The following is a 24,563-nucleotide window of genomic DNA, read 5'->3' on the forward strand; positions in this document are numbered from 1 at the left end:
CGCATCGATCGGATGCGGGGCCTTCGTCGTACCGCCGGCCCGGGCTGTGGTCCGGGGAGGCGCGGCGTCTCAGTGGGCGAGGAGCTTCGAACTCTCGTCGAGCCACTCGATGGCGGTGGGCTGCAGCTTCTCCTTGAACTTCGCGCCGTGGTGGGCGCAGAAGAGCAGTTCGCCGGTGGCCATGGTCGCGCGGATGTAGGCCTGGGCTCCGCAGCTGTCGCAGCGGTCCGCGGCGCTCAACTGGTAACGGGAGCCGAGCTCGTCGACGGCGGTCTGGTCGGTGGCCATCTGAGTCATGTGATGCTCCTCCTGACGGTGGTGCGGTGGGTGAGACACTCATCAAAACACGCCGACGTCGGTATCGCGTGCCATCGGCACCGGATTTCGCTCATCGCGTAGCGGCGAGGGGCCGGTCGAGTGTCGGGACTGCCGTGTCGGCGGCCCTCGGTAGGCTGTAACGCGGTCACCGCCTCCCCGCATTCCCGTCGTCGAGAGATGGCGGCGGGCCCCTCAGGAGAACAATGCCCCCCACCTCGTCCGCCCCCGCCTCCGACTACTCGGCCCGGCACCTCTCGGTGCTCGAAGGCCTCGAGGCCGTGCGCAAACGCCCCGGCATGTACATCGGGTCGACCGACTCCCGGGGCCTGATGCACTGTCTGTGGGAGATCATCGACAACTCGGTCGACGAGGCGCTGGGCGGGCACGGCGACACCATCGACGTCGTTCTGCACCCCGACGACAGCGTCGAGGTCCGCGACAGCGGACGCGGGGTGCCCGTCGACATCGAACCCAAGACGGGTCTGAGCGGTGTCGAGGTCGTGTTCACGAAGCTCCACGCCGGCGGGAAGTTCGGCGGCGGGTCCTACACGTCGTCCGGCGGCCTCCACGGCGTCGGTGCCTCCGTCGTCAACGCACTGTCCGAGAGGCTCGACGTCGAGGTCGACCGGGGCGGCAAGACGTACGCCATGTCGTTCCGACGCGGTGAACCCGGCACCTTCGAGGACGTCGACGAACCCACCCCCGATTCACCGTTCACCCCCTTCGTGTCCGGCAGCGTGCTCCGAGAAGTGGGCAAGACCAAGCGTGGCGTCACCGGCACCCGGGTGCGTTACTGGGCCGATCGCCAGATCTTCACCCGAGGGGCCTCGTTCCAGACGGATGAGCTGTCGGCCAGGGCCCGGCAGACGGCCTTCCTCATCCCGGGGCTGACGTTGACCCTGCGCGACGAACGCGTGGGTTCGCTCACGGACGGCGGCTTCCCCCTCGAGAGCACCTTCCGCTTCGACGGAGGCATCAGCGAATACGTCGAGTTCCTCGCTCCCGACACCGCCGTGACCGACACGTGGCGTCTGACCGGGTCGGGCACCTACACCGAGACGGTACCCGTGCTCACCGACGGTGGTGCCATGATCGCCACCGAACTCGAACGCCAGTGCGACGTCGACATCGCCCTGCGCTGGGGCGGGGGGTACGAGACGGTCTTCCGCAGCTACGTCAACATCATCGCGACGCCGAAGGGCGGATCGCACCAGACCGGTTTCGAGGCCGGGCTGCTCAAGTTCGTGCGGCAGCAGGTCGAGGCCAACGCCCGTCGCCTCAAGGTGGGCACCGACAAGATCGAGAAGGACGACGTCCTGGCCGGTCTGACGGCGGTCCTGACGGTGCGCCTGCCCGAGCCGCAATTCGAGGGCCAGACGAAAGAGATCCTGGGCACACCGGCCGTCCGCGCGATCGTCGCGAACGTCGTGGCGAACGAGTTGGGCGCGTTGTTCACGTCGACCCGGCGAGAAGACAAGGCGCAGACCGCCCTCGTGCTCGACAAGGTCGTCGCCGAGATGAAGACCCGCATCGCCGCACGGGCGCACAAAGAGACCCAGCGTCGCAAGAACGCCCTGGAGAACTCGACCCTGCCGGCCAAACTGGTCGACTGCCGGTCGAACGACGTGGCGAACAGCGAGCTGTTCATCGTCGAAGGGGACTCCGCGCTGGGCACGGCCAAGGTCGCCCGGAACAGCGAGTTCCAGGCACTCCTGCCCATCCGCGGCAAGATCCTGAACGTGCAGAAGGCCTCGGTCAGCGACATGCTCTCGAACCTCGAGTGCGCCTCCATCATCCAGGTGCTGGGAGCCGGGTCCGGACGGTCCTTCGATCTCGAGGCGGCCCGCTACGGCAAGGTCATCATCATGAGCGACGCCGACGTGGACGGTGCCCACATCCGGACGCTGCTGCTGACGCTGTTCTTTCGGTACATGAGACCGATGATCGAAGCCGGTCGCGTCTTCGCGGCCGTCCCCCCTCTGCACCGAGTGGTCGTGATGCACCCCGGCAGCAAGCCGAACGAGACGATCTACACGTACTCCGAGAAAGAGCTGCACGGTGTCCTCGCAGGGCTCAAGCGCACGAACAAGAAGTTCCAGGACCCCATCCAGCGGTACAAGGGACTCGGCGAGATGGACGCCGAACAGCTCCGCACCACGACGATGGAACGCCAGAACCGCATGCTGCGGCGCGTCAAGGTCGACGACGCCGAGAACGCCGCCCGCGTCTTCGAACTGCTGATGGGCAACGACGTGGCTCCTCGCAAGGAGTTCATCATCGACGGCGCCGGTCTCAGCCGGGACCGCATCGACGTCTGAGTCCTGATCAGGCCGTCACCGAGAACGAGGACGCCCTGTCTCGACGTCGAGGCCGCCGCCTCGGTCGGTCCGTCGAGGGGTCACTCGTCCGGTTCGGCACCTGCCTCGAGGCCGGTGGCCGAATCGGCGATGTGTGCCACCGAGGCGCCGACCGAGCCCACGGGCGCGTCCAGGGGCGTGCCCGATCCGTCACGGCGTGAGAGCTCGGCGGGCAGAGTGCGGACCGAACCGTCCGGCCCGACCGCCTGAGCGGGAGCCGGGCCGACCCAGGCCAGCGACAGGGCGTCCTCGCCCTTCAGCAACGAATGGGACCGGACGCCGCCCGTGGCACGCCCCTTGCCCGGGTACTCGTCGAACGCGCTGAGCTTGGCACGTCCGGGGTCGGTGCCGGCGATCGTCGAGCTGCTCGACGAGACCGTCGCGACGACGGCCTCGCGGCCCGCGGGCACGGCACCGAAGAAGATCACGGTCGCGTCGTCCGGAAGGTTGATGCCGGCCACCCCGCCGCCCGCGGGCCCCTGCGGTCTGACCGCGGAGGCGGTGAACCGGAGCAACTGCGTGGCGGACGTGACGAAGACGAGTTCGTCCTCGTCGACCCCTTGGGCGACGCCGACGACCTGGTCGCCCTTCTTCAGGGTGATGACCGGGAAGTCGGGTCGGGCGGGGTACTGGCCGGTCGCGACCCGTTTGACGACCCCGCGGGCCGTGCCGAGCGCGATGCTCCGGTCGGCGGTCAGCGAGACGAGCCCGAGCACGCGCTCCTTCTTGTCGACCACGCCGATGTAGTCCCGAATGGGCACCCCCGCACCCAGCTGGACGGACGTGGGCGGCACGGACGGGAGGTCGACGGGGGTGAACCGGACGAGGCGGCCGAGGTTCGTCACGGCGCCGATCTCGGTCCGCGTCGTCGTGTCGATCGACGAGAGGACGGCGTCGTGCTTCGTGCGCCGGGTCGGGGGAGTGGGGGCCGCGGAGTCGGGGTCGAGGTGGTCCACCCGCAGGACGCGGCCCGTCGTCGAGAGGAACACCCGGGTCGGGGTGTCGGCGATCTCGAGCACCGGTGCCGACCTGCTGCCGCGACCGGTCGTCGCGACGCTCGCCTTGGCCTCCGTGAGCAGGGTCCGACGCGGCGTGCCGAACTGCTCGGCGATGTCGGCGAGTTCGCTCGAGACGAGGGCCCGGAGGCGGGCGGGGTCGGCCAGGAGGTCCTTGAGGTCGGCGATGGCCGCGAGCAGCTCGTCGCGCTCGGCTTCGAGTTCGATGCGGCTGAACTTGGTGAGTCGGCGCAGCTGCAGGTCGAGGATGTACTCGGCCTGGATCTCGCTGAGGTCGAAGACCTCGCGCAGGCGTGCCCGGGCGGCAGGCGTGTCGTCGCTCGTCCGGATCACCTGGATGACCTCGTCGATGTCGACGATGGCGACGAGGAGGCCCTCGACGAGATGGAGGCGGTCCTCTTTCTTGGCCAGCCGGTAGCGGCTGCGACGTGTGACGACCGAGAGGCGGTGCGCGACGTAGACCTCGAGCATCTCCTTCAGGCCGAGGGTCCGCGGCTGCCCCTCGACCAGGGCGACGTTGTTGATGCTGAAGCCGTCTTCGAGCGGGGTGTAGCGATAGAGCTGCTCGAGGACCGCCTCGGGGCTGAAACCCGTCTTGATGCCGATCACGAGACGGAGACCGTGCTTGTGGTCGGTCAGGTCGGTGACGTCCGTGATGCCGGTGAGCTTCTTCGCCTGCACCCCGTCCTTGATCTTCTCGATCACCTTCTCGGGCCCCACGAGGTACGGCAGCTCGGTGACCACGAGACCGTTCTTCCGTGCGGTGATGCTCTCGACGCCGACCCGCGCCCGGGTCTTGAAGCTGCCTCGACCCGTGGCGTAGGCGTCGCGGACCCCGGCCAGCCCGGCGATCGTGCCGCCGGTCGGCAGGTCGGGACCCGGCACGAACGCCATCAGGTCGTCCAGGCTGGCGTCGGGGTGGTCGATCAGGTGCCGGGCGGCACCGACGACCTCGACGAGGTTGTGGGGCGCCATGTTGGTCGCCATGCCCACCGCGATGCCGCTCGCACCGTTCACGAGCAGGTTCGGGAAGGCTGCCGGAAGCACCTCGGGCTGCATCAACTGGTTGTCGTAGTTGGGGACGAAGTCGACGACGTCCTCGCCGAGTCCCTGGGTCATGGCCAGCGACGCCTCGGCGAGACGGGCCTCGGTGTACCGCGGTGCGGCCGGCCCGTCGTCGAGCGAGCCGAAGTTGCCGTGCCCGTCGATGAGCGGCACCCGCATGGTGAAGGGCTGCGCCTGACGGACCATGGCGTCGTAGATCGCGGTGTCGCCGTGCGGGTGGAGCTTGCCCATGACCTCACCGACGACGCGCGCGCTCTTGACGTGGCCCCGGTCGGGCCGGAGGCCCATCTCGGACATCTGGTAGAGGATGCGACGCTGGACGGGCTTGAGGCCGTCCCGGGCGTCGGGCAGCGCTCGGGAGTAGATGACCGAGTACGCGTACTCGAGGAACGACCCCTGCATCTCGAGCGAGACGTCGATGTCCTCGATGCGTTCGCCGTGGTCGGAGCTGCTCGTGTTCTCGGTGGTGGTCATGCACTTCTCACGGATCGGGGTGGACGGGGCACCCGATCGTCGCTGTGCCAGACTGGGGCCGGTGTCCTCCATCGTACCGGCGCGCCCCAGAGGGGCCGTGAGCCTGGCCGACGTGGTGCCCTCGAGTCTCGCGTCCCTGCGGGGCGAGCCGAACGCGCTCCGCCTGCCCGCCGCGCGGGCCGCGGTGGTCGTCCTGGTGGACGGTCTCGGCCAGGCGGCCCTCGGCGCCCGTCGGGGCCACGCCCGGACGTTGTCGGGGGTGAAGGGCAGCCTGTGGTCCGGGTGGCCCACGACCACCGCCGCGGCGCTCACGACGCTGACGACCGGGGTGCTCCCCGGCGAGCACGGCCTCGTCGGCTACTCGGCCCTCGACCCCGAGAACGATCGAGTGGTGAAGCAGCTCTCGGGGTGGGACGATCGCATGCGGCCCGACGAGTGGCAGCGGCGTCCCACGCTGTTCGAGACGGCCACCGACGTGGAGTCCCACGCCGTCGGCCCCAAGCGCTACCGCTCGTCCGGCCTGACCGAGGCCATCCTCCGGGGCGCCACCTACGACGTGGCGGAGAGCGTGGCCGACCGCTTCGAGACCGCGGCGACGCTCGTCGACTCGACCCGCGCCTCCTTGGTGTACCTCTACGTCCCCGAGCTCGACATGATCGCTCACCGTGCCGGCTGGGAATCGGACGAATGGATCGATGCCCTCGAAGGCGTCGACGGCGAGGTCCGGAGGCTGGAGGCCTCGGTCGCGCCCGACGTCGGGGTGATCGTCACGGCCGACCACGGCATCGTCGACGTGGCCGAACGGAGGCGCATCGTCTTCGGGGGCATGCCCGCCCTGGTCGACGGGGTGAGGCACGTGGCGGGGGAGCCCCGCTGCCTGCAACTGCACCTCGAGCCCGATGCCGACGAGGGCCGCCGGGATGCGGTGCTCGACGCGTGGCGAGCAGCCGAAGGCGACCGAGCCTGGGTGTTGTCCCGGTCGGAGGCCGTCGACGCCGGTTGGTTCGGGGCCGTGGACCCGGCGGTCCTGCCCCGCATCGGCGACGTGATCGTCGCCGCCCGGCGGGGCGTCGCCTACTACGACGGACGAGATCGCGGTGGTGCTCCGGGAACCATGGTCGGTCACCACGGATCGTGGTCCGACGACGAGACGCTCGTGCCCTTGAGGACGTTCGGCGCCTACCGGCGGTGATCGTGGCCGCCGGGGCGGGCCAGGAGGGTCAGGCGGGGTCGTCGTCCGTACGCGCTCCGAAGACGATCTCGTCCCAGCTCGGCATCGAGGTGCGCCCCCGCGCCTTCTTGGTCGACTGGGCCGCGCTGGGCATCTCGCGTCGGCCAGCGCGTCCCCGGCTGCCCCGGATGCCCGTGGGCTGGACCGGTGCGTCGCCCGCCGGGGCGTCACCTCGGGTCGACCGGTCGGGCAGCACGGGTGTGGGTTTGGTGGCCCCTTCGGGCAGGTCGAAGTCGTCCAGGGGGACGTCGATCACGCGGATCGCCCCGGTGGCCTGGTGGTCCGGGCGCCCGTCGTCGTCGGAGAACCGGGCGGCCTCGCGTTCTCCGCGTCGGCGTCGCAGCGCCTCGAGGAGGTCCGCGGTCTGGTCGTGCCCGCTCTCGTCGTCGGGTGCCCGGTTGGCGGCGGCGAAGGAGGCGGTGCTGCGGACGCCGGGACGCAACCGGTCGGTCGCGGTCTCGGCCGGCAGTTCGACCGCGTCGGCCTGCTCGACCAGGAAGGCGCCGCTGTCGAAACGGCCCGAGGTGTCGTCGTGGCGCGGCTCACGGGAGACGGCCCGGAGACGAGGGACGAGTGGTCCGACGTCCTCGCCGTGCTGCGAGAGGCGGTGGGCGTCGCCGCCGAGGGGGGCGAGGACCGACTTCTTCGGGTCGAAGCGCCACGTCGCGTCGCGCTCGACCTCGTGCGTGACGAAGGCCAGGTGGACCACCCAGCCGTGCTCGGCGTCCTTGTAGGCACTCCAGTCGCGCTGCGAGGTCTCGGCACCGTCCAGTCGCTCGTCGATGACGGCTCCGAAGGTGGTCGCCTGCACACCGGACGCCGCGTCGTCGTCGACGGACACCGGGACGGCCCTGGCGCTCTCGAGCACGAAGGCGCGCTCGGCGAGGACTGGCCCTTCGAACCGGTGCACGTAGTCGAGGTCGGCGCCGGTCAGGTCGGACACCTGCTGAGGGGTCTTGCCAGCCCTGACCAAGGCCTGGATCTCGCGGGGCGGTGCCTTCCGTTCGACCGGGGCGTCACCGGGGCTTGCCGCCCTCAGCTGGGAGTGGAGGGTGTGGGTGACGGGAAGGCGGTACTCGCCACCGGCGTCGGTGGCGACGAGCAGAGCTCCGCTCTGGACGCCTATGACCCTGAGATCCTGCATTTTCCACGCCTTTCACCGTCGTGATCCGGTGCCAAGAGTCGCACGTCGGCGGCCTTTCTCACGGGAATACGACGGGCGTGCCGTCAGTTCTTCCGAGGCGGCTGAAAGGCCGTGGGAACTGGTTTGCTATTCGACAACGAGTGATGCAAACTGCACCCGCCGAATCGGGCACACGAATCACCGAAGAACTGGATGGGCATGGCCACCGACTACGACGCACCTCGCAAGAACGACGACGACGGCTCGGAGTCGATCGAGGGGCTCAAAGAAAGGGTCCCCGACAAGATGACCGGCGTCGTCGACGACGACGCCGACAACCCGGGCTCGTTCGAGCTCGCCGGGCAGGACCTCTCGGACCTCGACCTCGACGTCGTCGTCCTCCCCCCGCAGGTCGACGAGTTCACCTGTGTCGAGTGCTTCCTGGTCAAGCACCGTTCGCAGCTCGACCACGAGACCAAGCTGGGCGCTATCTGCCGGGAGTGCGCCGCCTGATCGCCTCCAACCGTCGCACGACCTCGTCGGGTCGACGGGTCGACACCAACCAGTAGGGCGCCGGGTCGTCGAGGTCCGTCAACGAGATCTTGACCACCGGTCGCACCCACCCCCGGAAGAGGGTCCAGGCTCGCGCGTCGAGCCGGGGCCCTCTTTCTCGTGTCGCGTCGGCGCCGGTGAAGCCCTCGGCGTCACCGATCTCGTGGGCGAACAGACGGGCCCGCCCCGCGGTGAAGCCATCGTCGTCGATCGTCAGCACGGGCGAGGTCAGGACGAGCAGGACGACGGCGGCCGCGTAGAACACGACGGCCATCACCACGCCGACCGTCGAGTTGATCGGCAGGAAGACCAGGAGGGTGGCGGGGACGAGGAGCGCGCAGGCCACGAAGACGGAGAGCGGCGGGAGCAGGCGCTCACGGTAGGGGTTCATGACGTCCATTCGACCAGACTTCTGCACTACCCTCGACACGTGATCCAGACCCTCGACGTCCTCATCGCCGCCGAGGCGATGTCGGTGCCCGTGTATTCCCACCCGGGCGACGCCGGCGCCGACCTGGTCTCGACCGAGGACCTCGTGCTGAGGCCCGGCCACCGCGCCCTGGTCGGCACGGGCGTCTCCATCGCCCTTCCCGAGGGTTTCGCCGCGTTCGTCATGCCCCGCAGCGGCCTCGCCGCCAAGCACGGCATCACCGTCGTGAACGCCCCGGGCACCGTCGACGCGGGGTACCGCGGAGAGATCAAGGTCTCGCTGCTCAACACCGACCTCGAGGCCGAGCACCACGTCGCCGTCGGTGACAAGATCGCCCAGCTCGTCATCATGCCGGTCGTCCGCGCGACCTTCGTCCCCGTCGCGACGCTCCCCGAGAGCGTCCGAGGGGTCGACGGTCACGGATCCACCGGATACGCACACAACCCAGGAGGCACCGCGTGAGGAAGTCCAAACGCCGCGAGCAAGAACTGGCCGCAGTCGAGATCGACGTCGAGTCGGCCGACGTCGCCGACGTCGAGATCGACATCGAGTCCCTCGACGACGCCGAGGTCGAGGTGTTCGACGACTCCAAGTCGGCACCCGCGGACCGCTCCGAGGTGGGCCCGCTGGACGAGACCGAGGCCAACCCCGTCCGCCCGTACGTCGATCTCGGTGGCGTCAAGATCCTGCCCCGCGAAGGGCTCCACCTCCGACTCGAAGTCGAAGAGGGAAGCAAGAGGGTCGTCGCCGTCGGCCTCGACTTCGCCAAGTCGACGCTGCAGGTGCAGCCGTTCGCGGCGCCCCGCACGACGGGACTCTGGAACGAGATCCGAGGTCAGATCAGCGAGCAGATCGAGAAGCAGGGCGGCACGACGGCCGAGGTCGAGGGGCCCTTCGGTCCCGAGGTCCGCGCCGAGATCCCGGTGATGGGCGGTGACCCCGGCACGACCCGGCGAGCACGCTTCATCGGCGTCGACGGGCCCCGCTGGTTCCTCCGCGGCGTGATCGCGGGCGACGCGGCTCACGAAGGCGACGCTGCCGAGAAGATCGAAGAACTCTTCCGCAGCATCGTCGTGGTCCGCGGGACGACCCCGATGCCTCCGCGCGAGCTGATCCCGCTGTCGATGCCGAAGGCCGGCCCGACCGACGCCCCGGGCACCACGCCCTCGGTCGTCTGACCCGACGTGTCCGCGTCCGACGACCGGCCCGATCCGGCTGATCCGTCGCCGCTCGACGACCCCCGGGTGTCGCTCGCGGCCCAGTTGCAGGCCGCCGCCCGACGGGCCGGCATCGGCCAGGTCGCCCCCGGCGAGGTCCCGACGGCGTCGGCGCTGCTCACCGCCATCGGCGGGGTGCGGGGGCTCGTCGAGTCCATCGTGCCCGGGCTCGGCTTCGTGGTCGTCTACACGATCACGCAGGACGTCGTCCCGTCGGTCCTCATCCCGCTGGTCCTGGCCGTGGCGTTCGTCGTCGCGCGCGCGGTCCAGCGCGGTCCGGTCGCCCAGGCCCTCGCGGGCGTCTTCGGCATCGCCCTCTCCGCGGGGATCGCCTTGCTCTCCGGCCGTGCCGAGAACAACTTCGTGCCCGGCCTCCTGATCAACGCCGCGTCGCTCGCCGCGATGCTCGTCAGCATCGCCGTGCGCTGGCCGCTCATCGGCATCGTGGTCGGACTCCTCACGAACGACGGCACGGGCTGGCGGGGGGACCGGGCGAAACGACGCGTCCTCGTCCTGGCCACCTGGTTGTGGGCCGGACTGTTCGCCGCCCGCCTCGCCGTCCAGGTGCCGCTGTGGCTGGCCGGGGACGTCGCTCTCCTCGGGACGCTCAAGCTCGTCATGGGCGTGCCGCTCTACGCGGGGTTGCTCTGGGTGACCTGGCTCCTCGTGCGGACGGTCTACCGCGGACGCGAGGCGGCGGACGACGCGCGCGGCCCCTCGGCCTGACCCGCGCCTCCTGGTGCTATGTTTTGTCTCGACATCGAGACAAATCGCTGGGATCGGCCCCGGGGACACCCCGCGGACTTAGGCTGACCTCGCTGGTGGGCGTCGCGCGCACCGGCCAAGATGAGGGCGTAGTCAGCAAGGGAGACGGCACGTGTCTGCAATCAACAGTTTCGGCTCGAAGAACACCCTCACGGTCGGGTCCACCGACTACGAGGTCTACCGCATCGACGCGGTCGAGGGTTCTTCGAAGCTTCCGTTCAGCCTCAAGGTCCTGCTCGAGAACCTGCTCCGCACCGAGGACGGTGCGAACGTCACGGGTGACCAGATCCGGGCCCTCGGGTCGTGGCAGCCCACCGCCGAGCCCGACACCGAGATCCAGTTCACGCCGGCGCGCGTGGTCATGCAGGACTTCACGGGGGTGCCCTGCATCGTCGACCTCGCCACCATGCGAGAGGCCGTCGCCGAGCTCGGCGGAGACCCGACCAAGATCAACCCGCTGGCACCGGCCGAGCTCGTCATCGACCACTCCGTCATCGCGGACCTCTTCGGCTCCGAGAACGCGCTCGAACGCAACGTCGAGATCGAGTACGAGCGCAACGGCGAGCGGTACCAGTTCCTCCGTTGGGGGCAGACGGCCTTCGACGACTTCAAGGTCGTCCCGCCGGGCACCGGCATCGTCCACCAGGTCAACATCGAGTACCTGGCGCGGGTCACCTACAGCCGCGAGGTCGGCGGAGTGCTGCAGGCGTACCCCGACACCCTCGTCGGCACCGACTCGCACACGACGATGGTCAACGGCCTGGGCGTGCTCGGCTGGGGCGTCGGGGGCATCGAGGCCGAGGCCGCGATGCTCGGTCAGCCCGTGTCGATGTTGATCCCCAAGGTCGTCGGCTTCAAGCTCTCCGGCTCGATCCCGACCGGCGTGACGGCGACCGACGTGGTGCTCACCATCACGCAGCAGCTGCGCCGGCACGGCGTCGTCGGCAAGTTCGTCGAGTTCTACGGCGAAGGCGTCGCCGAGGTGCCCCTGGCCAACCGGGCGACCATCGGCAACATGAGCCCCGAGTTCGGTTCGACGGCGGCGATCTTCCCGATCGACGACGTGACCCTCGACTACCTGCGTCTGACCGGGCGCTCCGAGGAGCAGATCGATCTCGTCGAGCAGTACTCCAAGCTGCAGGGCCTGTGGCACGACCCCTCGACCGAACCCGTGTTCAGCGAGTACCTCGAGCTCGACCTCGGGACGGTCGTCCCGTCCATCGCCGGGCCGAAGCGTCCGCAGGACCGCATCGAACTCACCGAGGCCAAGTCGCAGTTCGAGGTCGACCTCGAGAACTACGCCACGACGGACCACTCGCACGTCGACGCCGCGGTCGAGGGCACGTTCCCGGCCTCCGACCCGATCGGCTTCACGGCCGAGGACGACGACGACGCCCAGCCGCACTCGATCTCGCACACGTCGCACGCACCGGCCAAGGTCTCCAAGCCCACCTCCGTGGCACTCGGCGACGGCTCGACCTTCACGCTCGACCACGGCGCCGTGGCCATCGCGGCCATCACGTCGTGCACGAACACGTCGAACCCCTCCGTCATGCTCGCCGCGGGCCTGCTCGCCCGCAACGCCAGCAAGAAGGGGCTCAAGGCCAAGCCGTGGGTCAAGACGACCCTCGCGCCCGGGTCGAAGGTCGTCACGGACTACTACGAGAAGGCCGGCCTGACCACCTATCTCGAGGACCTCGGTTTCTACACCGTCGGCTACGGCTGCACGACCTGCATCGGCAACTCGGGCCCGCTGCTCGACGAGATCTCGACGGCGGTGCAGGACAACGACCTCGCCGTCACGGCCGTCCTGTCGGGCAACCGCAACTTCGAGGGTCGCATCAACCCCGACGTCAAGATGAACTACCTGGCCAGCCCGCCGCTGGTCATCGCGTACGCCCTTGCCGGGTCGATGAACTTCGACTTCGAGAACGACGCCCTGGGCACCGCCGACGACGGCTCCGACGTCTACCTCCGCGACATCTGGCCCGACGCGGCCGAGGTGCAGCAGACGATCGACTCGTCCATCGACACCGGGATGTTCACCCACGAGTACGCCGGGGTGTTCGACGGCGACGAGCGCTGGCGCTCCCTGCCGACCCCCACGGGTGCCACCTTCGAGTGGGACTCCGAGTCGACCTACGTGCGCAAACCTCCGTACTTCGAGGGCATGACGATCGAGACCACGCCGGTGACCGACATCCAGGGCGCCCGCGTGCTGGCCAAGCTCGGCGACTCGGTCACGACCGACCACATCAGCCCCGCCGGGTCGATCAAGGTCGACAGCCCGGCCGGCCACTACCTCGACGAGCACGGCGTGGACCGCAAGGACTTCAACTCGTACGGGTCCCGTCGCGGCAACCACGAGGTCATGATCCGGGGCACGTTCGCGAACATCCGTCTCAAGAACCAGCTGCTGGACGGGGTCGAGGGTGGCTACACCCGCGACTTCACCCAGGCCGAGGGGCCGCAGTCGTTCATCTACGACGCCAGTGCCCGCTACCAGGAGCAGGGCACGCCCCTGGTCATCCTGGGCGGCAAGGAGTACGGCTCGGGCTCGTCCCGGGACTGGGCCGCGAAGGGTACGAGCCTGCTCGGGGTCAAGGCGGTCATCACCGAGAGCTTCGAACGCATCCACCGATCGAACCTGATCGGCATGGGAGTGGTTCCCCTGCAGTTCCCGCAGGGCGAGAGCTGGGAGTCGCTCGGTCTCGACGGCACGGAGCAGATCGACATCGTCGGCATCGAGCAGCTCAACGAGGGCACGACGCCGAAGACGGTCCACGTCACGGCGACCCCCACCACCCATTCGCCCGCGGGCAAGCAGCCGGTCGAGTTCGACGCCGTCGTGCGCATCGACACCCCCGGCGAGGCCGACTACTACCGCAACGGTGGCATCCTGCAGTACGTCCTGCGCAGCCTGGTCTGAGCGACGGACCCCGCAGTGACCAGGCCCCCGGACGATCGCCCGCGTCGTCCGGGGGTCGCACGGCGTTCTCGCCGGTCGCGTGCCTAGACTGGCGGGATGCCCGAGAGGGCCGAGAGGGAAGGCCAGCATGAGCCTGCTGCAGACGATCACGGGGCCTCGTGACCTCGACCGCCTGACGAACCAACAGATGGTCGAACTGGCCGCCGACATCCGCCGGTTCCTCGTGACCGAAGTGTCGAAGACCGGGGGCCACCTCGGGCCGAACCTCGGCGTCGTCGAGTTGACGTTGGCCATGCACCGGGTGTTCCACTCGCCGCACGACGCCTTCGTCTTCGACACCGGCCACCAGTCGTACGTCCACAAGCTCCTCACCGGTCGCCAGGACTTCTCGGGGCTCCGGCTCCGGGGCGGTCTCGCCGGATACCCGCAGCGGTCCGAGTCCGAGCACGACATCGTCGAGAGCTCACACGCCTCGAGTTCGCTCTCGTGGGCCGACGGCATCTCCCGGGCCTTCCAACTGACGGGCCGGGACGATCGGCACGTGGTCGCCGTCGTGGGCGACGGCGCGTTGACCGGGGGCATGACGTGGGAGGCCCTGAACAACATCAGCGACGACAACGACCGTCGCCTCACCATCGTGGTCAACGACAACGGCCGGTCCTACGCCCCGACCATCGGAGGAATGGCCCGTTTCCTCAACACGGTCCGCACCCGCCAGGCCTACCGCGAGCTCCACGTCGGCAGCAGGGCCGTCTTCGACCGACTCGGACATCCGGGTCGTGCGGTCTACCGCGGCGTCCGGGGTGGTCTGCACGGCTTCCTGAGCCGGTTCACGAACAACGAGGCCCTCTACTCGAACCTGGACATCAAGTACATCGGGCCGGTCGACGGTCACGACCAGGTCGCCATGGAGGAGGCGCTGCTCCAGGCGAAGAACTACGGGGCGCCCGTGATCGTGCACGCCATCACCGAGAAGGGCCGGGGATTCGATCCGGCGCGCGCCGACGTCGCCGACCAGTTCCACGCGGTCGGGCAGATCGACCCCGAGACGGGCGAACCCCTCGAGGCGGCCACCTCGCCGTCGTGGACGTCGGTCTTCGCCGACGAGATCGTCGACATCGCCGAGCACGACGAGAAGGTCGTCGGCATCACGGCGGCGATGCTGCGTCCGGTTGGCCTGCACAAGCTCGCCGAACGGTTCCCGAAGCGGGTCTTCGACGTCGGCATCGCCGAACAGCACGCGGTCACGAGTGCCGCGGGTCTCGCGTTCGGTGGACTGCACCCCGTCGTCGCGCTGTACGCCACCTTCGTGAACCGCGCCTTCGACCAGGTGCTGATGGACGTCGCCCTCCACCGGGCCGGGGTCACCTTCGTGCTGGACCGCGCCGGTGTGACCGGACCGGACGGCCCGAGCCACCACGGCATGTGGGACCTCGCCCTCCTGCAGATCGTGCCGCACATCCGTCTGGCCGCCCCTCGTGACGCGACGCGACTCCGCGAAGAGCTCCGGGAGGCCGTGGCGGTCGACGACGCGCCCACCGTCATCCGGTTCTCGAAAGGCGCCGTCGGCGTCGAGCACGACGCCGTCGAACGACTCGAGGACGGTGTCGAGGTGCTGCGACGCACCGGCCGTGACGACGTCCTCATCGTCTGCGTCGGCCCGATGGCCGGCATCGGACTCGAGGTCGCCGAGCGACTGGAGGCCCAGGGCATCGGTGCCACGGTCGTCGACCCTCGATGGGTCGTCCCCGTCCCTGCCAGCATCATCGAGCTGGCCGCGGCCCACCGGCTCGTCATCACGATCGAGGACGGCGTGCGGGTGGGCGGGATCGGTACCCGTGTGCGACAGGACCTCCGTGGCGCAGGCGTCGACACGGCCGTGACCGAGTTGGGACTGCCCGATGAGTTCCTCGAGCACGGGTCCCGGGCCGAGATCCTCGACGAGGCCGGCCTCACGCCGCAGCACATCGCTCGCGACGTCGTCGCCCAGGTGCTCGGCAGCCGAATCCCGGTGGCGAGGCCACTGGACGAGACCGCTGCCGCATCCCGGCACGAGGATGCCCGGCACGACTGAGCCCCGGTGCGGTGTCACGCCGCACGACAGACGTCGAACGCCCCGTCCCTCTCGAGACGGGGCGTTCGGCGTGGGTGGTCTACTCGACGCCGCGGATCGCGGGTTCGTGGAAGTCGCGACCCCGCACCCGACGTGAGGCACCGACCCGGTCGAGGTACGGCGTGACCCCGCCCATCTGGAACGGGTACCCGGCGCCGAGGATCAAGCAGAGGTCGATGTCCTCGGCCGCGGCCACGACGTGGTCGTCGAGCATGCGCCCGACCTCGTCGGCGAGACCGTCCTCGATGCGGATGCGCAACTCGTCGTCGGTCAGGGCCGTTCCCGGTCCGGCGGCGAGGGCGACGGCCTTCTTGTCGAATCCCTTGCGACGGCCCTTCGAGTCGCGTTCGAAGATCGTGCCGTGCTCGGCCAGGCGGTGCAGTCCGTCACTGGCGAAGAACCGGTCGGGGAAGGCGGCATGGTGGGTGTCGAGGACGTGCGCCCCGACGGTCAGCCCCACCAGCTCGAGCAACTCGAACGGCGTCATCGGGAGGCCGAACGGCGCCGTCGCCCGATCGACGACCTCGAACGGCGTCCCCGTCTCGACGGCGTGCATGGCCTCGCCCAGTAGTTTGGCCAGGATCCGGTTGACCACGAACCCCGGGGTGTCGGCCGTGATGACGGCGTTCTTCCGCAGGGCCTTCGCCGTCACCATCGCCGTGCTCAGCGTCTCGTCGTCGGTCGCCGGGGTCTTGACGACCTCGACGAGGGGCATCACCGCGACCGGGTTGAAGAAGTGGAATCCGACCAGTCGCTCGGGATGAGCGAGGCGCGCCCCGATCTGCTCGACACTGAGCGACGACGTGTTGGTCGCCAGCACCGTGGTGTCCGAGACGACGGCCTCGACGTTTGCGAACACCTCCTGCTTGACCGACAGCTCTTCGAACACGGCCTCGATGACCCAGTCGGCGTCGGCGAAGTCGGCGAGATCGGTCGTGCCCGTGATGAGCGCCTTGAGGCGGTTGGACTCGTCCCGCGAGATCCTGCCCCCGCCCTGCAACTCGTCGATCTCGCCTCTGATGCGGGCGAGTGCCGCGTCGACCCGAGCCTGGTCGAGGTCGGTGATGACGACCGGGACGCGCAGACGGCGCACGAAGAGCAGCGCGAACTGGCTCGCCATGAGTCCGGCGCCGACGATGCCCACCTTGCCGATCTTCCGGGCGAGGTCGGGGGAGGGCGCACCGGCGGGCTTCTTGGCCCGCTTCTGGACGAGATCGAAGGCGTACATGCTGGCGTGGAACTGGTCGCCTGCCACGAGGTCGGCCAGCGCTTCGTCCTCGGCCGCGAAGCCGGTCGTCCGGTCGGTGTTCTTCGCGGCCTTCAGCAGGTCGAGAGCGGCGTAGGGCGACTTCGCGACGGTGCCGATCTTCGACTCGAGCGACTTGCGCGCCACCGAGATCGCGACGTCCCACTTGACGGCACGCTCGAGCCTGCCCGGCACGTTCGGCCGCTTGACGCCGACGCGGCCGGTCAGCACCCCGTCGGCCCACCGGATGCTGTCCTCGAGGAACGACGCGGGGCCGAACATCGCGTCGACGATGCCGAGTTCGAGCGCCTGGGCGGGCTTCAGGGTGCGGTTGTTCTTCAGGGGGTTCTCGATGACGACCTTGAGGGCGTTCTCGATGCCGATCAGGTTCGGCAACAACCAGGCGCCACCCCACCCGGGGATGATGCCGAGGAAGACCTCCGGCAGGGCGATGGCGGCGGCCGACGAGTCGACCGTCCGGTAGTCGGCGTGCAGCCCGATCTCGACGCCACCGCCCAGGGCGAGCCCGTTGACGAAGACGAACGTGGGCACCGGGGCGTCGTGCAGCTTGCCGAGCACGGCGTGGCCGAGCCGGGCGAGCTCGCGGGCGACCTCGCGGCTGGGGATGGCGCTCACCTTGCTGAGGTCGGCACCCGCCGCCAGGAAGTACGGCTTGCCCGTGACGGCGATCGCCGCGATCTCACCCGAGGAGGCGCGGCTGCGGACGGCGTCGAGGGTCGCGCCGAACTCGTGCAGCGTCGCCGGCCCCAGCGTGCTCGGCCGGGTGTGGTCGCGGCCGTTGTCGAGGGTGATGAGGGCCAGGACGCCGCCAGAGGGCAACGGCACGTCGCGGACGTAAGAGTGCGTGAGGACCTCGTCGGCCGACAGCTCGGTCAGTTGTTCGGTCGCCGTGCTCATGCGCGTGCCGCCTTCTTCGAGTAGTGGGGGTTCTCCCAGATGACGCTGCCGCCCTGACCGAGGCCGATGCACATGGCCGTGAGGCCGTACCGCACCTCGGGGTGCTGCTCGAACTGGCGGGCGAGCTGGATCATCAGCCTCACGCCCGAGGACGCGAGGGGGTGACCGACGGCGATGGCCCCGCCCCAGGGGTTCACGCGCGGGTCGTCGTCGTCGATGCCGAAGTGGTCGAGCAGGGAGAGGACCTGCACCGCGAACGCCTCGTTCAGTTCGAAGAGGCCGATGTCGTCGATCGACAGCCCCGCCTTGCGGAGGGCCTTCTCGGTGGACGGCACGGGACCGATGCCCATGATCTCGGGCTCGACGCCGGCGAAGGCGAAGCTGACGAGGCGCATCTTGGGGGTGAGCCCGAGTTCCTTCGCCGCGGCACCCGACGCCATCAGGCTGACCGTCGCCCCGTCGTTGAGACCCGACGAGTTGCCCGCCGTGACGCGGCCGTGCGGCCGGAAGGGAGTGCGCAGCCCGGCGAGACCCTCCATCGTGGTCTCGGGTCGAGGCGCCTCGTCTCGGGTGGCGAGCCCCCAGCCCTGGTCCGTCTTGATGGCCACCGGGACGAGGTCGGGTTGGATCTGGCCGGCGTCGTAGGCCGCTGCGAGCTTCTGTTGCGATCGCAGGGCGTACCGGTCGGAGCGTTCCTTGGTGAGCTGGGGGAACCGGTCGTGGATGCGCTCCGCGGTGTTGCCCATGTTCAGGGCCTCGCCGCTGACGAGCTTCTCGGCGGCGAAGCGCGGATTGGGGTCGGCGGCGAACCCCATGGGGTGACGCCCCATGTGCTCGACTCCGCCGGCGAGGGCGACGTCGTACGCGCCGAAGGCGATGCCGCCGGCGACGCTCGTCACGCTTGTCATGGCGCCGGCGCACATCCGGTCGATGGCGTACCCGGGCACGGACTGGGGGAGACCCGCGAGGAGCGCCGTCGTGCGTCCGAGGGTGAGGCCTTGATCGCCCTGTTGAGTGGTCGCCGCGATGGCGACGTCGTCGATGCGTTCGGGCGGTAGGGACGGGTTGCGTTCGAGCAGACCCTTCATCGCTTTGACGACCAGGTCGTCGGCGCGGGTCTGCCAGTACATGCCTTTGTCGCCGGCCCGACCGAACGGGGTGCGTACCCCGTCGACGAACACGACATCGTTGCTCTCGGCCACAGTGCCTCCAGTGTCAGGATCTGGTCCTGATCTTAGGGACGACGCCGGGGGCCCGAGAATCGTTCGAGCAATCCTACGAAGCGCCGTCGCCCGTCGCCTCGGGCTCTTGGTGGGCGTCGACAAAGGCCTCGGCGACCGCCTCGGCCACGGCCTCGACCTGCCAGGTCCGCGCACCGAGCTCGACCAGGGCGGCCGCGATGGTCGGTGCGTCGAAGGGGATGGGCGGGTCCCAGGCCAGCCGGCGCAGGGTCTCGGGTGTGAGCAGGTTCTCGACCGGCAGGTCGAGCCCCTCGGCGATCTCGGTCACCTTGGGGCGGACGGCCTTGTAGCGCGCGTCGGCCAGCGGGTTCTTGTCCGCCCACGATCGGGGCGGGGGGAGGGTGTCGCTCGCGGGCCCCCGGTGCGAGGGCAGGTCCGTCGTCTCACGGCCGCGTTCGATCGCCGCGAACCAACGGTCCAGCTCACTGCGACTGGCGCGGCCGACGAACTCCTTGATGCCGGCGAGGGACCGTTTGTCGGTGGGCATCGCCTTCGTGGCGGCCAGGAGCGAGGAGTCCGGGACGAGACGGCCCGGGGCCGTGTCGATCTCGCGCGCGTAGTCGTCCCGCGCCTGCCAGAGTTCACGAGCCACGGCGAGGGACCGGGACCCGCGCAGGCTGTGCAGCCCGGTCAGTCGACGCCACGGGTCGACCTTCGCGGGCTTGGCCTCCCGCCTCAGGGTCGCGTCGAACTCCTGGCGCGCGATCTCGAGCTTGCCCGCGTCCGCGAGGACCGCCTCCATGGCGTCCCGGAGGTCGACGAGCAGCTCGACGTCGAGAGCCGCGTAGACGAGCCAGCTCTGCGGCAACGGTCGCGTCGACCAGTCGGCGGCACTGTGTTCTTTCGCGAGGTGGACGCCCAGGAGCTGCTCGACGACGGCACCGAGCCCGACCTTGGGGAGCCCGGCGAGGCGCGCACCCAGTTCGGTGTCGAAGATGCGGCTCGGATCGAGGCCGACCTCGCGCAGGCACGCGAGGTCCTGGCTGGCGGCGTGGAGCACCCACTCCTCGTCGCCGATGACGGCTTGCAGTTCGGCGAACGAGCCGATGGCGGGTGGGTCGAGGAGGAACACCCCCGAGCCGCGTCGGAACACCTGGATGAGGTAGGCCCGCTGCGAGTAGCGATAGCCGGAGGCGCGCTCGGCGTCGATCGAGACCGGCCCGGTCCCGGCGCGGATCGCCTCGACGGCGGCGAGGTACCCCTCGCGGTCGTCGATGACGGTCACCTCGCCGTGCTGCGAGTCGGCGGTCTCGACGACGGGTCGGACGGAGACCCGGGGACGGGTGTCGCGCGGCTCGGAGCCGTGGGGTGCTGCCGCGTCGGCCGCCGCCGCGTCTGGTGCGGCCTCGTCTGGTGTCGCTGTGGTCATGTCTCCGCTGTTCTCTCCGGGGGCGCTGTTCTGTTCCGGTGGTTCAGTCTCGTCCGACCCGCCTCGAGGCGAGGAGGGTGACGCCCTCGACGGTCGGGGGCAGGCCGGCGAGCGTGCAGATCAGCTCGCTCCAGGCCTCGATGTGCGGGGCCAGGTCGGTGGTGGCGGGGCTCCAGGACGCCCGGAGTTCGAGCTGGGCCCCGTCACCGTGGTTGGCCAGCTCACCGTATCCGGTCGAGAGGATCTTGGTGGCGGTGCCCGATGCCCGGTCGTAGACGGCACCGCGGGCGTCGAGGCTGTCGACGAGCCAGGACCACGCGACGTCGGCCACGAACGGATCGAGGGCGATCTCGGTCTCGAGGGGCGCCTGCGCGAAGCTGACGACCCGGAAGGGTCCGCCCCACGCCTCGGGTTCGTCGTCGTCGTAGAGCAGCACGAAGCGTCCGGTGCCGAGGTCGGGGTCCGGGCGACCGGACGCGCCGATGACGTCCCCGGCGAGGGCCAGGGCGTGGGGCGCGAGGCCGTTCGGAGCGGGGATCTCGGTCACGGTGAGGGCGTCCCGCGCGGCGGTACGGTGGACGGACTCGACGGCCGCGGCGAACGCGGGCGGGCGGGTCGACGTCGGGGGGATCTCGGACACCTTGGAAGACTAGGGTCGATCCCGAGGGCGACCCCCGCGGCACGCCGCGCCCGGCTCAGCAGATCCACAGGTCTCCCCGCTCCATCTCACGCCGTCCGAGGAGCCGCCCGTGAACCGCCCCGCATCCACCGGTCGACGGGGCGTCGGCCCGCTCGCCGTCGTCTCGATCGCGGTCGGGGGCACCGTGGTGGTGTCGTCCGCAGCCCTCGTCTCGGGGATCGTCGCCATCGCCCGGAAGATCGTCACCCCTGCCCGGAGGCGACGCGACGACGTGCGCATCGAGGCCCACGACGCCGTCGCCGGGACGATCACCCTGCGTTCGACGCCCGACACGCGCCTCCCCGGTCGCTACAGCTTCTGGTACGACCGGGGCCGAGGGCACGCCCGCATCGGTGAGGTGGTGCACGACGACGGCCGGCACGTCGAACGTCGGGTCGAACACGGGGACGGCGCCGGGGGCGTCGAAGGAGTCGAGGCATCCGGCCTGCGGCGCGCCCACCGGGGTCGCATCGGCGGCTGGCTGTACCCGACGCCGCACGACGCGGGCCTCACGGCCGACGAGGTCGTGGTCAAGACCGAGGTCGGTCCGGCGCCCGCCTGGCTGGTCCCCGCCGAGGGCGGGCTCGACGGCCCGTGGATGATCGGGGTGCACGGTCGCGGGGTGACGCGCGCCGAGACGATCCGTGCGGCACCGGTCTTCCGGCGAGAGGGCTTCACCTCGCTCCTCGTGTCGTACCGCAACGACGGCGAGGCGCCCCGTTCGCCCGACGGCCGTTACGCCCTGGGCGACTCCGAGTGGCGCGACGTCGAGGCGGCGATCCGGTTCGCCCTCGACCACGGGGCGACGTCCGTCGTGCTGATGGGCTGGTCCATGGGTGGGGCGCTGGTGTTGCAGGCCGCCACCCGCTCCACCCTGCGCGGCGCCGTCTCGGGTCTCGTGCTCGAGTCGCCCGGCGTCGACTGGCGGACGACGCTCGCCTACCAGGGCGCGGCCATGCGGGTGCCGGGGATCGTCCAGGGTCTGGTGCTGCGCCTCCTGGGGTCGCCCCTGCTCTGCCGGCTGGCCGGCAGCGCCGAGCCCATCGACTTCGACCGGCTCGACCTCGTCTCACGCGCGGGCGAGCTCGACCTCCCGGTGCTGGTGCTGCACAGCGACGACGACGGCTTCGTGCCGTCCACCGCGTCACACGCGCTGGCCGAGGCGCGGCCCGACATCGTGACCTTCGAGGTGTTCGACGTCGCCCGGCACACCAAGCTCTGGAACCTCGACCCCGAGCGGTTCGAGGGGGCGATCGGTCGATGGCTCGACCGTCACCGACTCGCGGGTCCACCGTCCACCGACCACCGCGCGTAGAGCGTGCTCTGCTCGTCGACCAGCAGTTGGCCGAGCACGAGCGACGCCGGGTCGAAACGTTCGCGACCGAAGACGGGCAGGCCGCTGCCGATCACGACCGGCGAGGTCGACAGGCACAGCTCGTCGACGAGCCCGTCCCGGAGGAACTGCCCGGCGAGCGAGGGACCGCCCTCGCACACGAGCGAACGGAGGCGCTGCTCGCGCAGGCACCGCAGGATCGCGGCGGGCTCCAACCGGCCGCCGTCGTCGGTCGCCGTCAGAACGCGGGCGGACGCCCAGATCGCCTCACCGAGGGTCTCGCGGACCCGTGCCCGCGCGGACTCGGGGCAGACCACGACGACCCGCTCGGCTTCGGCCGGGTCCATCCGGTGGCCGGAGAGGTCGCCCGACGCCGTGACGACGACGAGTCGCGAGGACTTCGGCACCCGGTAGCCCTCGGCACGCACGCTCGCCGCACCGACGAGGACCCCGTCGGCGAGCGAGCGGATCGCGGCCAGGATCGTGCGGTCGGTGGCGTTGCTCAGCGTCTCGGAGGTGCCGTCGGCCCCCGCGGCGTCACCGCTGACCGCCGCGATCAGGTTGAGTCGCAGCCACGTCTCGCTCGGCGGGGCGTACAGCTCGCGGATCCGGGCGGGGGTCGAGTCCTCGTCGATCTCGAGCTCGAGCCCGACGTCGCCGGGACGTCCGAGGGCGTGCAGCACCCGGAGCGTCACGCGACGGCGGTCCGTTCGCGGATCTGACGCTTGGCGCGGCCGAGCAGCGCGGTCATGCCGCGGATGCGCAACGGGCTCACGGCCTCGGTCAGGCCGATCGTCTGCGGGTAGTCGTCGGGGACGTCGTCGAGCACCTGCTCGACGGTCAACCCGTCGAGCCCCTGGGCGAGGATCGAGGCGAAGCCCCGGGTCGTCGGCGCCTCGCGTGGTGCCGTCGCGTGCAGGTGCACCCGACCGTCGGTGACCTCGACGAACAGGAACACGGGGGACTGGCACTCGACCACCCGTTCGAGCAGGTCGGGATGGTCGGCGTACCGGGCGGGCAGCTCGGGCAGCTCGTTCGAGAACTCGAGCAACAACTGAAGACGGTTCCGCACGTCGAGGGCGAGGAACTCCTCGCGGATCTCGACGAGCGCCTCGGGCAGGGCCGCGTCGGTCACCGGGCCGGCACCTCGCCCGGCTCGGTGCCCTGCACGATGGGGACCCGCACGGCGCTGCCCCACTCGGTCCAGGAGCCGTCGTAGTTGCGCACGTCCTCGAAGCCCATCAGGTGCGTCAGGACGAACCAGGTGTGGCTGGACCGCTCACCGATGCGGCAGTAGGCGACGACCTCGTCGCCGTCGGAGAGGCCCGCCCCGTCGCGGTAGATGGCGTCGAGTTCGGCCAGCGGCCGGAAGGTGCCGTCGTCGGCCGCGGCCTTGCCCCACGGCACGTTCTGGGCGCTCGGGATGTGACCGGCCCGCAGGGCGCCCTCGTCGGGGTAGGCCGGGGCCGTGGTGCGCTGGCCGGAGAACTCCTCGGGCGAACGCACGTCGATCAGGGGCTTGCCGAGGTGCGCCAGCACGTCGTCCTTGTAGGCGCGGATCACGCTGTCGTCCCGCTCGACGACGGGGTAGTCGGTGGCCTCGACCTCGGGCGCCTCGGTCGTGTAGTCGCGTCCCTCGGCCTCCCACTTCGCGCGGCCACCGTCGAGCAGACGGACGTCCTCGTGCCCGAAGAGTGAGAAGACCCACAGCGCGTACGCGGCCCACCAGTTGTTCTTGTCGCCGTAGATGACGACCGTGCTGTCGCGCGTGATGCCGCTGCGGCTCATCAGCGCGGCGAAGCCCTCGCCGTCGACGTAGTCGCGCTGCACCGGGTCGTTGAGGTCGAGGTGCCAGTCGATCTTGACGGCGCCGGCGATGTGGCCGGTCTCGTACAGGAGGACGTCCTCGTCGGACTCGACGACGACGAGCCCGGGGGTGCCGAGGTGCTGCTGCAGCCACTCGGTGCCGACGAGACGCTCGGGATGGGCGTACTCGCCGAAGCGGGCGGACGTGTCGTGCTCGACGGCCATGGTGTCTCCTTGTGCGGGGGTCGGGGTGGAGCCGACGCCGGGCGACGCGTGGTGCCCGGCGGCGTAGGATCGCCTCTCGTCGGCCCCGTCGAGGTTACGCATGCCGCGTGACCGTCGCCCGGGAACCGTACGACTCTGACACAGATCCCCGCCCAC

General features: G+C 70.2%; 20 protein-coding genes. 9 read left to right on the forward strand and 11 right to left on the reverse strand.

Annotated features, from left to right (window positions below):
- Positions 1-69: 69 nt before the first annotated feature.
- A complete protein-coding gene (locus IFT79_RS07965; protein WP_043592677.1) occupies positions 70-297 on the reverse strand; it encodes a DUF7455 domain-containing protein in 228 nt (75 codons plus the stop codon).
- Between the two features lie 224 nt (positions 298-521).
- Between IFT79_RS07965 and IFT79_RS07970 the strand changes: the two genes are divergently transcribed.
- Complete coding sequence (locus IFT79_RS07970; protein WP_056045466.1) at positions 522-2,636, forward strand: DNA gyrase/topoisomerase IV subunit B; 2,115 nt, start codon at positions 522-524, stop codon at positions 2,634-2,636.
- Between the two features lie 80 nt (positions 2,637-2,716).
- Here IFT79_RS07970 and IFT79_RS07975 read toward each other — a convergent pair whose 3' ends face one another.
- Positions 2,717-5,230: a DNA gyrase/topoisomerase IV subunit A gene (locus IFT79_RS07975; RefSeq protein ID WP_192123588.1), complete on the reverse strand. Its 2,514-nt coding sequence runs from the start codon at positions 5,228-5,230 to the stop codon at positions 2,717-2,719.
- A gap of 61 nt (positions 5,231-5,291) precedes the next feature.
- On the opposite strand from IFT79_RS07975, the gene IFT79_RS07980 reads away from it, so the two are divergent.
- Positions 5,292-6,422: an alkaline phosphatase family protein gene (locus IFT79_RS07980; protein WP_342211794.1), complete on the forward strand. Its 1,131-nt coding sequence runs from the start codon at positions 5,292-5,294 to the stop codon at positions 6,420-6,422.
- 28 nt (positions 6,423-6,450) lie between these two features.
- Here the strand turns inward: IFT79_RS07980 and sepH are convergent, their stop codons facing one another.
- Positions 6,451-7,605: a septation protein SepH gene (gene sepH / locus IFT79_RS07985; RefSeq protein ID WP_192123590.1), complete on the reverse strand. Its 1,155-nt coding sequence runs from the start codon at positions 7,603-7,605 to the stop codon at positions 6,451-6,453.
- Positions 7,606-7,803: 198 nt separating this feature from the next.
- On the opposite strand from sepH, the gene IFT79_RS07990 reads away from it, so the two are divergent.
- Complete coding sequence (locus IFT79_RS07990; protein ID WP_043592858.1) at positions 7,804-8,097, forward strand: DUF4193 domain-containing protein; 294 nt, start codon at positions 7,804-7,806, stop codon at positions 8,095-8,097.
- Here the strand turns inward: IFT79_RS07990 and IFT79_RS07995 are convergent.
- Positions 8,072-8,536 carry a DUF3093 domain-containing protein gene (locus tag IFT79_RS07995; protein ID WP_233568327.1) on the reverse strand — a complete coding sequence of 155 codons (465 nt, stop codon included), beginning with the start codon at positions 8,534-8,536 and terminating at the stop codon, positions 8,072-8,074. The genes IFT79_RS07990 and IFT79_RS07995 overlap by 26 nt on opposite strands.
- Before the next feature lie 30 nt (positions 8,537-8,566).
- On the opposite strand from IFT79_RS07995, the gene dut reads away from it, so the two are divergent.
- From dut to dxs, 5 genes are all read left to right on the forward strand, one after another.
- Positions 8,567-9,028 (forward strand): dUTP diphosphatase, encoded by a 462-nt coding sequence (gene dut, locus IFT79_RS08000; protein WP_173150895.1) that lies wholly within the window; start codon positions 8,567-8,569, stop codon positions 9,026-9,028.
- A 77-nt stretch (positions 9,029-9,105) separates the two neighbouring features.
- Positions 9,106-9,744, forward strand: a complete 639-nt coding sequence (locus IFT79_RS08005; RefSeq protein WP_123570779.1) for a DUF3710 domain-containing protein — start codon at positions 9,106-9,108, stop codon at positions 9,742-9,744.
- A gap of 6 nt (positions 9,745-9,750) precedes the next feature.
- Positions 9,751-10,509 (forward strand): DUF3159 domain-containing protein, encoded by a 759-nt coding sequence (locus IFT79_RS08010; protein WP_056045452.1) that lies wholly within the window; start codon positions 9,751-9,753, stop codon positions 10,507-10,509.
- A gap of 151 nt (positions 10,510-10,660) precedes the next feature.
- Positions 10,661-13,477 carry an aconitate hydratase AcnA gene (gene acnA, locus IFT79_RS08015; RefSeq protein WP_056045449.1) on the forward strand — a complete coding sequence of 939 codons (2,817 nt, stop codon included), beginning with the start codon at positions 10,661-10,663 and terminating at the stop codon, positions 13,475-13,477.
- Between the two features lie 127 nt (positions 13,478-13,604).
- On the forward strand, positions 13,605-15,551 hold the full coding sequence (dxs, locus tag IFT79_RS08020; protein WP_192123592.1) for a 1-deoxy-D-xylulose-5-phosphate synthase: 1,947 nt from the start codon (positions 13,605-13,607) through the stop codon (positions 15,549-15,551).
- Positions 15,552-15,630: 79 nt separating this feature from the next.
- On the opposite strand, the gene IFT79_RS08025 is transcribed toward dxs, so the two are convergent.
- From IFT79_RS08025 to IFT79_RS08040, 4 genes are all read right to left on the reverse strand, one after another.
- Positions 15,631-17,754, reverse strand: coding sequence for a 3-hydroxyacyl-CoA dehydrogenase NAD-binding domain-containing protein (locus IFT79_RS08025; protein ID WP_192123595.1), 2,124 nt, complete (start codon positions 17,752-17,754; stop codon positions 15,631-15,633).
- Positions 17,751-18,956: a thiolase family protein gene (locus IFT79_RS08030; protein ID WP_123570125.1), complete on the reverse strand. Its 1,206-nt coding sequence runs from the start codon at positions 18,954-18,956 to the stop codon at positions 17,751-17,753. The genes IFT79_RS08025 and IFT79_RS08030 overlap by 4 nt, the downstream gene beginning before the upstream one ends.
- A 73-nt stretch (positions 18,957-19,029) precedes the next feature.
- A complete protein-coding gene (locus IFT79_RS08035) occupies positions 19,030-20,364 on the reverse strand; it encodes an HRDC domain-containing protein (protein ID WP_082460233.1) in 1,335 nt (444 codons plus the stop codon).
- A gap of 43 nt (positions 20,365-20,407) precedes the next feature.
- Positions 20,408-21,004 (reverse strand): DUF3000 domain-containing protein, encoded by a 597-nt coding sequence (locus IFT79_RS08040; protein ID WP_342211795.1) that lies wholly within the window; start codon positions 21,002-21,004, stop codon positions 20,408-20,410.
- Between the two features lie 109 nt (positions 21,005-21,113).
- On the opposite strand from IFT79_RS08040, the gene IFT79_RS16900 reads away from it, so the two are divergent.
- Positions 21,114-22,358, forward strand: a complete 1,245-nt coding sequence (locus IFT79_RS16900; protein WP_192123597.1) for an alpha/beta fold hydrolase — start codon at positions 21,114-21,116, stop codon at positions 22,356-22,358.
- Here IFT79_RS16900 and IFT79_RS08050 read toward each other — a convergent pair.
- The 3 genes from IFT79_RS08050 to IFT79_RS08060 are packed head-to-tail and all read right to left on the reverse strand — an operon-like array spanning position 22,316 to position 24,407.
- Positions 22,316-23,071 carry a dihydrofolate reductase family protein gene (locus tag IFT79_RS08050; protein ID WP_192123599.1) on the reverse strand — a complete coding sequence of 252 codons (756 nt, stop codon included), beginning with the start codon at positions 23,069-23,071 and terminating at the stop codon, positions 22,316-22,318. The two genes, IFT79_RS16900 and IFT79_RS08050, sit on opposite strands and share 43 nt — an antisense overlap.
- Positions 23,068-23,511 carry a SufE family protein gene (locus IFT79_RS08055; RefSeq protein WP_123570121.1) on the reverse strand — a complete coding sequence of 148 codons (444 nt, stop codon included), beginning with the start codon at positions 23,509-23,511 and terminating at the stop codon, positions 23,068-23,070. Before IFT79_RS08055 ends, IFT79_RS08050 begins: the two co-directional genes overlap by 4 nt.
- Positions 23,508-24,407, reverse strand: a complete 900-nt coding sequence (locus IFT79_RS08060) for a sulfurtransferase (protein ID WP_123570777.1) — start codon at positions 24,405-24,407, stop codon at positions 23,508-23,510. Before IFT79_RS08060 ends, IFT79_RS08055 begins: the two co-directional genes overlap by 4 nt.
- Positions 24,408-24,563 lie beyond the last annotated feature (156 nt).

The sequence above is a fragment of the Frigoribacterium sp. CFBP 8759 genome, assembly GCF_014841655.1.
Taxonomy (GTDB): Bacteria; Actinomycetota; Actinomycetes; order Actinomycetales; family Microbacteriaceae; genus Frigoribacterium.

Bases quoted from the DNA above. Each gene is read 5' to 3' on its own strand.
- IFT79_RS07990 (WP_043592858.1), top strand. From the start codon at position 7,804: ATGGCCACCGACTACGACGCACCTCGCAAGAACGACGACGACGGCTCG.
- sepH (WP_192123590.1), bottom strand. From the start codon at position 7,605: ATGCAGGATCTCAGGGTCATAGGCGTCCAGAGCGGAGCTCTGCTCGTC.
- IFT79_RS07965 (WP_043592677.1), bottom strand. From the start codon at position 297: ATGACTCAGATGGCCACCGACCAGACCGCCGTCGACGAGCTCGGCTCC.
- IFT79_RS07975 (WP_192123588.1), bottom strand. From the start codon at position 5,230: ATGACCACCACCGAGAACACGAGCAGCTCCGACCACGGCGAACGCATC.
- IFT79_RS07970 (WP_056045466.1), top strand. From the start codon at position 522: ATGCCCCCCACCTCGTCCGCCCCCGCCTCCGACTACTCGGCCCGGCAC.
- dxs (WP_192123592.1), top strand. From the start codon at position 13,605: ATGAGCCTGCTGCAGACGATCACGGGGCCTCGTGACCTCGACCGCCTG.
- IFT79_RS08025 (WP_192123595.1), bottom strand. From the start codon at position 17,754: ATGAGCACGGCGACCGAACAACTGACCGAGCTGTCGGCCGACGAGGTC.
- IFT79_RS08035 (WP_082460233.1), bottom strand. From the start codon at position 20,364: ATGACCACAGCGACACCAGACGAGGCCGCACCAGACGCGGCGGCGGCC.
- IFT79_RS07995 (WP_233568327.1), bottom strand. From the start codon at position 8,536: ATGGACGTCATGAACCCCTACCGTGAGCGCCTGCTCCCGCCGCTCTCC.
- IFT79_RS08060 (WP_123570777.1), bottom strand. From the start codon at position 24,407: ATGGCCGTCGAGCACGACACGTCCGCCCGCTTCGGCGAGTACGCCCAT.